The 6,537-nt window shown below is 73.8% G+C and carries 6 protein-coding genes and 1 pseudogene; 1 reads left to right on the forward strand and 6 read right to left on the reverse strand.

Features of this window, described 5'->3' with window-relative positions; all coding sequences use genetic code 11:
• Window positions 1–890 (forward strand): annotated as a pseudogene (locus KS423_RS35080) (hypothetical protein); the annotation flags it as partial.
• Window positions 891–995: 105 nt separating this feature from the next.
• Here the strand turns inward: KS423_RS35080 and KS423_RS47620 are convergent.
• The 6 genes from KS423_RS47620 to KS423_RS35105 form a co-directional block, all read right to left on the reverse strand.
• On the reverse strand, window positions 996–1,127 hold the full coding sequence (locus KS423_RS47620; protein ID WP_263455565.1) for a hypothetical protein: 132 nt from the start codon (window positions 1,125–1,127) through the stop codon (window positions 996–998).
• A 325-nt stretch (window positions 1,128–1,452) separates the two neighbouring features.
• Window positions 1,453–2,637, reverse strand: a complete 1,185-nt coding sequence (locus tag KS423_RS35085; protein WP_224283792.1) for a cytochrome P450 — start codon at window positions 2,635–2,637, stop codon at window positions 1,453–1,455.
• A gap of 196 nt (window positions 2,638–2,833) precedes the next feature.
• Window positions 2,834–3,415, reverse strand: coding sequence for an AAA family ATPase (locus KS423_RS35090; protein ID WP_224283793.1), 582 nt, complete (start codon window positions 3,413–3,415; stop codon window positions 2,834–2,836).
• A gap of 179 nt (window positions 3,416–3,594) precedes the next feature.
• Complete coding sequence (locus KS423_RS35095) at window positions 3,595–4,296, reverse strand: FadR/GntR family transcriptional regulator (protein WP_224283794.1); 702 nt, start codon at window positions 4,294–4,296, stop codon at window positions 3,595–3,597.
• Window positions 4,297–4,306: 10 nt separating this feature from the next.
• Complete coding sequence (locus KS423_RS35100; RefSeq protein WP_224283795.1) at window positions 4,307–5,578, reverse strand: MFS transporter; 1,272 nt, start codon at window positions 5,576–5,578, stop codon at window positions 4,307–4,309.
• Window positions 5,575–6,537 (reverse strand): amidase (locus KS423_RS35105; RefSeq protein WP_224283796.1); only part of this gene is annotated, 963 nt, incomplete at its 5' end. The genes KS423_RS35105 and KS423_RS35100, both read right to left, overlap by 4 nt.

Genomic DNA, 6,537 nt, shown 5'->3' on the forward strand with positions numbered 1-6,537 from the left:
GGGCGCCGGGCAGCGGCGCCCCGGTGCACGCGGTGCGCTGGGCGCCCGACGGCACCGCCACCGCCCTCGCCCCGCTGCCCGGAGACCGGAACGCCATCCCCACCGCCGTCAGCCGCACCGGCACCGTCGTCGGATACACGGGCAGCGCCCAGGGCCCGGACCACGCGGTGTCCTGGGCCCCGGACGGCACGGCCACCGCCCTGCCGCCGCTGCCCGGCGACACCGGCAGCAGGGCCCTCGGGGTCAACGGCTCCGGCACGGCCGTCGGCTACTCCTACCGCCCCGGCACCGACGGCACCATCGAGTCCCGCGCCGTGGCCTGGGGCCCGTACGGCAGCGCCGTCGCCCTCACCGGCACGGCGCCCTACCCGTCGACCCAAGCCGATCTGATCAGCGACACCGGCGCCGTGTTCGGAACCGCCCGCGACGCTCACACCGGCACGGTGTACACCTCCCTCACCTGGAACACCGACGGCTCCGTCTCGGACTTCGCGGGCAAGGAGCCGACGGCCGTGAACAGCACGGGTACGGCGGTCGGCCGGTGGAGTCTGTACCTGGCGCCGCAGGGAGTCGCCGTCAGGTGGCGTCCGAACGGCTCGGGAGAAGCCCTCTCCCCGGTGGGCGGGCCGCCCGCGCCCAACAGCATCGCCACCGCGATCAACGACGGCGGCACCGCCGTCGGCTACTTCTGGGGGCAGCCGGACGCCGACGAGTACCGGTACGCGGCCCGCTGGAACCCGGACGGGACCAGCGCCCGGCTGCCGCGGCCGCAGAACGTCGCGAACACCGCCGCGCTGTTCATCGGCAACAACGGCCTCGTCGCAGGCGTCGCGATCGGCCGGGACCAAGCCGGAGGGCCCCGGCACACGGCCATGGTCTGGAAGCCGTAGCCGCAGCGCCCGGGCCCGTGTGATCGACCGGCTCAGTTCTCACTGACGGCCACAGGCATCGGGGTGGGGCTGCGCGTTCGACCTGCGCAGCCCCGCCCCTGTGCGCTACTTGCCTCCCCTACGGATCTCACCCATCAGCGGCTTCGGCGGATGCGAACGCAGGTAGTCCTCGAACGCCGCCGGAGTCTCGACATACGTCTGCATCTCCGGGGAGAGCGGGAGGTTCTCCTTCGTCACCACCCCTCCCGAGTCCCGGGCGAGGACCGCTGCGCTCACCCCGCCGGCCGCGACCAGAACCCCGCCCAACGTCAACAGGACTGCCCCTGCCCGTCCCATGGCCATCCTGGACCCCCCTTCACTGCCTGCTGCCAAACCGGCCTGCTCTCGGCGTACCGCGGCGCGACCACCGAGCCACGGAGGGTCCGGACGCTCAACGCCACCTCTCAAGAATGCAGGCGGACACGCACCGTGTCAGGGCTACTCGGACAACAGAACGCCCCACCGACTGCCTTCCGTTCACCGGTGATCACCCCAGGCGTCCTTGGCCGTCGGGCCGCGTCCGTCACACCTGGAACCGCACCGGCAGACTCGTCAGCCCCCTCAGCATGGTGCTCGGCCGCCACATGAGGTCTGCCGGGTCGGTGTCGAGGGCGAGGTGGGGGCGACGCCCGATCAGGGCGCGCAGGGCGATGGCGGCTTCGACCCGGGCGAGGGGGGCGCCGAGGCAGTGGTGGATGCCGTGGCCGAAGGCGAGGTGGCCGGCCGGCTTGCGGTGGATGTCGAACCGGTCCGGGTCGGGGAAGTGGCGCGGATCGCGGGAGGCTGCGGCCAGGGAGACGAGGACGCTGTCGCCTGCCGGGACGGTGGTGTCACCGATCCGTACCGGTTCGGTGGCGAAGCGGAAGGCCGCGGACTCCACCGGGCCGTCGTGACGGAGGGTCTCCTCGATCGCGCTGTCGACGAGGCCGGGATCGGCGCGCAGGGCGGTGAGTTGCCCGGGGTGGGCGAGCAGGGAGAGGACCGTACCCGAGATGAGGTTCACGGTGGTCTCGTGGCCCGCGACGAGGAGGAGGAAGGCCATCCCGAGCAGTTCCTCGGCCGAGAGCCCGCCGGCGGTCGGGGTGACGAGCGCGCTGAGCAGGTCCCGGCGCGGGGTGGTCCGGCGTTCCTCGATGAGGGCTGTGAGGTGGCCGGTCATGGCGCCGACCGCGGCGCCGGCGGCCTGCGGGGAGCTGGGCGCGACCAGTTCGGTGGACCAGGCGTGGAAGCTCGCGCGGTCCGCCACCGGTACGCCGAGCAGTTCGCAGATGACGGTCATCGGCAGCGGCAGCGCGTAGGAGGCGACGAGGTCGACGGGGCCTGCGTCGGGCAGCGCGTCGAGCAGGCTGTCGGCGATCTCCTGTATGCGGGGGCGCAGCGCCCGGATCCGGCCGGCCGTGAACTTCCCGGCGACCAGCTCGCGCAGCCGGGTGTGCTGGGGTGGGTCGCTCTGGAGCATGTTGACCCCGAGGGCGTGGCCGCCGTCGTCGGTCCATGAGGAGGAGTGCCGGATGTCGTTGCTCAGCCGGGGATCGGTGAGAGCGGCGCGGGCTTCGTCACGGGCGACGACGAGCCACGCCTCGCCGGATCCGGGGACGAGCACCCGGTGGACCGGCCCTTTCTCGCGCAGTGCCGCGTAGACGGGGTACGGGTTGACGGTGACGTCGAGGCCCGCGGGAGACAGTTCCTGGAGCGTCGGAGCCGGCATGCGCTTCCCCCTGGAAAACGGGGAGGACTCCCCGGTGATGGCCCGACCCTACCAAACCGGGGATACTCCCCCAGTTCGGCTGCGTCGCTGGACGAGCCGGCCGGGCCGACGGGCACCACGGTGGAGCTGCCGTTGACGGGGGCGAGGGGCCGCGGGGGGCTACCGTTCGGCAGCAGCCCGACGGCCCACCCCCCGGTCAGAGACCGAAGTGCTCGATGGCATGCACGGCGACCTCGTCGGGGTCCAGGTGTGTGTTGTCGACGAGAAGGTGCAAGTGGGGCATGTGGGCGAAGTCGTCGAGCGAGTTGAGCCGGTGTCTGGCGTCCATGCCGATCAGGTTGCCGTTGGACCATCCCAGGTCGCGCTTGGATGCCTTTTCTGCGAGGCGGGACTCCCCCGCGTTTCGTTCCAGCCGGACGCTCTGGTCGGCGGTCAGCTCCAGGAACAGCACGCGCGAGCCGCGGTCCCGGAAGGGGGCCGAGTAGCGTTCGACGAGTGCGGCGTCGGCCGGGTCGTCGAAGTCCCAGACGAGCGTGAACACCAGGCCCGGCAGGTCACTGGCGGCGGCCTCGGCGAAGATCTGCTCGCGGAAGGCGTGGTTGAGCCGCTGGAACTGCGGCGAATCGTAGGGGAACAGCCGCAGCAACGGCTCGATGGTCATGTGGTTGTGGAAGAGCTTGAAACCCGTGCGCGCGGCGATGGCAGCGCCCACGGTCATCTTGCCGACCGCGGCCGGGCCGATGACGAAGAGCAGGGTCGGGGCGGTGCTGTCGGACATCGCGACAGGATAGGACCACCACACGATCTTCGTCGACCACCGAGTACGACGCCGACAGCCGGCCGGCGCACGGGTGGCCGGCAGCACGGCACGGCAGTCGGCCACGGCCCGTCAGACGGACGCCGGGAACCGACAACGGGCCGGACCTGAAGCGGTGGGGCGCAGGTACGCCCCTCGGCTCAGCGCGGCCCGGCCCCCGCGGCGCGCAGTCGGTCGAGGGTGCGGTCCAGGTTGGCCTGGGTCGCCGCGGCGGCGCCGTCCGGGTCACCAGCGGCGATCGCCTCGACCAGGGCGTGGTGCGCACGGGCGTCGCTCTCCTGTCCGACGCCGTCGTGGAGGTGGTTGTCGGTCACCACGTGGTCGGCCGCTTCGCGCAGTGCGTCGACGAAGGAGTCGAAGAGGCGGACGAGCACCGGGTTACGCGCGGCCCGTACGACCTGGCGGTGCAGTTCCAGGTCCGTCTCGACGAGCTCGGCCGGACTGACGGCCGCGTCACGGGCCGCCAGCGCCGCCCGTAGCGCGGCGACGTCCGTCTCGGTGCGCCGCTGCGCGGCCAGCCGGCCCGCCTCCACCTCCAGCGCCGCCCGGACCTCGTACACGTGGAAGACTTCCGAGCGTCGCAGTTCCCGGTCGAACTCCGAGACCGGGGAGGCGGCGGCCACGTAGGTGCCCGAGCCCTGCCGGGCGCGCAGCTGGCCGTCGACGATCAGCACCCGGACCGCCTCGCGCGAGGTGGTCCGGCCGACTCCGAGGAGTCGGCTCAGCTCCACCTCACCGGGGAGCTTGCTGCCCACCGGCCACTCGCCCGTGCCGATCAGCCGGCGCAGCTCGGCCGTGGCCTCCTCCACCAGTGAGCGATGGCGTACCGGGCGAACAGTCATGGGGACGACCCTACCGCCCTCCGGGTACTGCTCCCCCGGCCGCCGGCGCGCCTGCCGGCCCGGCCGGATCTCCCTCGGGCCGTTCCGTCCCCGGTTCCGGCTCGGGCAGCCGTTCCGGGGCCGGTTCCGGTAGTACCCGGTCACGCAGGCGCAGCGAGCAACCGAGCACGAGCACCAGCACGCCGAGGACCAGGGCGAGGACGGTCCGCAGGCCGTGCGCGTCGGCCAGGCGGCCGAGCGCCGGCGCGGCGAGTCCGCCGACGGACATGGCGAGTCCGAGGGTCAGCCCGCTGGCGGTGCCGGGCCGGGTGGGCAGGTAGTCCTGGGCGAGCGTCACCTGTGGGGCGAAGGGCAGGAACATGGCCAGTCCGAACGCCACCGCCCCGGTCACGGCGACGCCGACGGAGGGGGCGAAGGCCACGGCGGCCAGTGCGGGAACGGCCAGCAGGTAGCCGGTGCGGATCGGGGTCATCCGTCCGTGCCGGTCGCCCAGCCAGCCGCCGAGCAGGGTGCCGGCCGCCCCGGCCAGGGTGAGCAGGGTCAGTGCGGCGGCGCCGAGTCCCGTCGAGCCGTGGAGGTCGCGCTGGATGTGGAGGGCGAGCATCGAGGTGACCGTCACGTAGGGGACCGACCAGGCGACGGTGGTCGCGACCAGGCGTCCGAATGCCCGCCAGTCGTCGCGGTGGGTGCTCGCCGCCGCGGCCCGGTTGGTCGCCGCAGTCGCCGGCGTGTGGCCCCGGTACCGCTGCCACCGGCCCTGCGCGGCCCACAGCAGGGCCGTCGCCAGCGCCGGGACGGCCAGCAGCCAGCTGCCGTTCAGGCCGTAGGAGCCGACCACGAGGGTGACCAGTGCCGGTGCCAGTGAGGCGCCGAGGGTGCCGCCGACGGAGAACAGGCTCATCGCCCGCTGGGACTGTCCGCCGGCGGCCCGGGCCTGGTTGGTGGCGGGCGGGTGGTAGGCGGCGATGCCGATGCCGGCCAGGGCGGCGCAGAGCCAGGTGAGTGGGTAGCTGTCGGCCATGGCCGCGCCGGTGATCCCGGCCGCGGCGGTGAGGAAGCCGGCCGGGATGAGCCAGCCGCGGTGGCGGCGGTCGACCAGCAGGCCGAACAGCGGCTGGACCACGCTGGACAGGCCGCTCGCGGCCAGGGCGATGCCGGAGACGGCGGTGTAGCTGTAGTGCCGCTGGGACATCAGGAAGGGCAGCAGCGCCGGGACGGCGCCCTGGTAGAGGTCGTTGACGATGTGGGTGCCGGTCAGGAAGGCCAGCTGTCCGCGCTTCATCGCGTCCTGCGCTCGGGCCGTGCCGTCGCCTGCCGGGTTGCCTGCTCCAGCACGGCCGCCTGCCGGGCGGTGTGGTGGTGCCAGGGCCGGGCCCGTTCCAGCTGGGCGCCGAGGGAGAGCAGGAGTCCCTCCTGGTGGAGCCGGGCGGTCAGCATCACGCCGATCGGCAGTCCCTCCGGCGTCCAGTGCAGTGGCAGGCTGATCGACGGCCGGCCGGTGAAGTTCGCCACCGGTGTGCGCGGGGTGACGGCGAGCATCCGGGCGTAGGTCCGCTCCGGGTCGTCCGGATCGGTCAGCGAGCCGACCGGCAGGGGCGGTTGGTTCGTCGTCGGGCTCAGCACCGCGTCGAAGCGGTCGTAGCGGTGGCAGACCGTCCGGGCGACGGCGGTCAGCGAGGTCATCGCCGCGTACAGCCGGACCGTGCTGTGTTCGCCGCCCCGGGCGCGCAGCCAGCGGGTCAGCGGCAGCAGCCGCTCCTCCCGTTCCGGCGGGACGGGCACGGCGGCGGCCAGCACGCTCCACAGCACGGTGAAGTCCGGCAGGTACTCGCCCGGGTCGAACGGCGGGGCCTGCTCCACCCGGTGGCCGAGGTCGGCGAGCAGGTCGCCGGTGCGGCGGCAGGCCAGCTCGGCCTCGGGGTGCCACCCGTCCGTCCGGGGCAGGATCCCGATCCGCAGCCGGCCGGGCTCGCGTTCGCCGCAGGAGCGGAAGTGGCCGGCGGGGACGGCGGGCAGGGTGCTGCCGTCGCCCGGGGTGCTGCCGGCCATGACGTCCAGCAGCAGGGCCGCGTCCAGCACCGTCCTGGCCAGCGGACCGGCCGTGGCCAGCCCGAAGGCGTCCGTTCCGGGGGCGGGCGTCACCCGGCCCCGGCTGGGCTTGAGGCCGACCGCACCGCAGGCGGCGGCCGGGATCCGGACCGAGCCGCCGCCATCGCTGCCCAGGGCCCCGGCGGCCAGTCC

The organism is Streptomyces sp. LS1784, assembly GCF_020103755.1.
In the GTDB taxonomy this organism is placed as follows: domain Bacteria; phylum Actinomycetota; class Actinomycetes; order Streptomycetales; family Streptomycetaceae; genus Kitasatospora.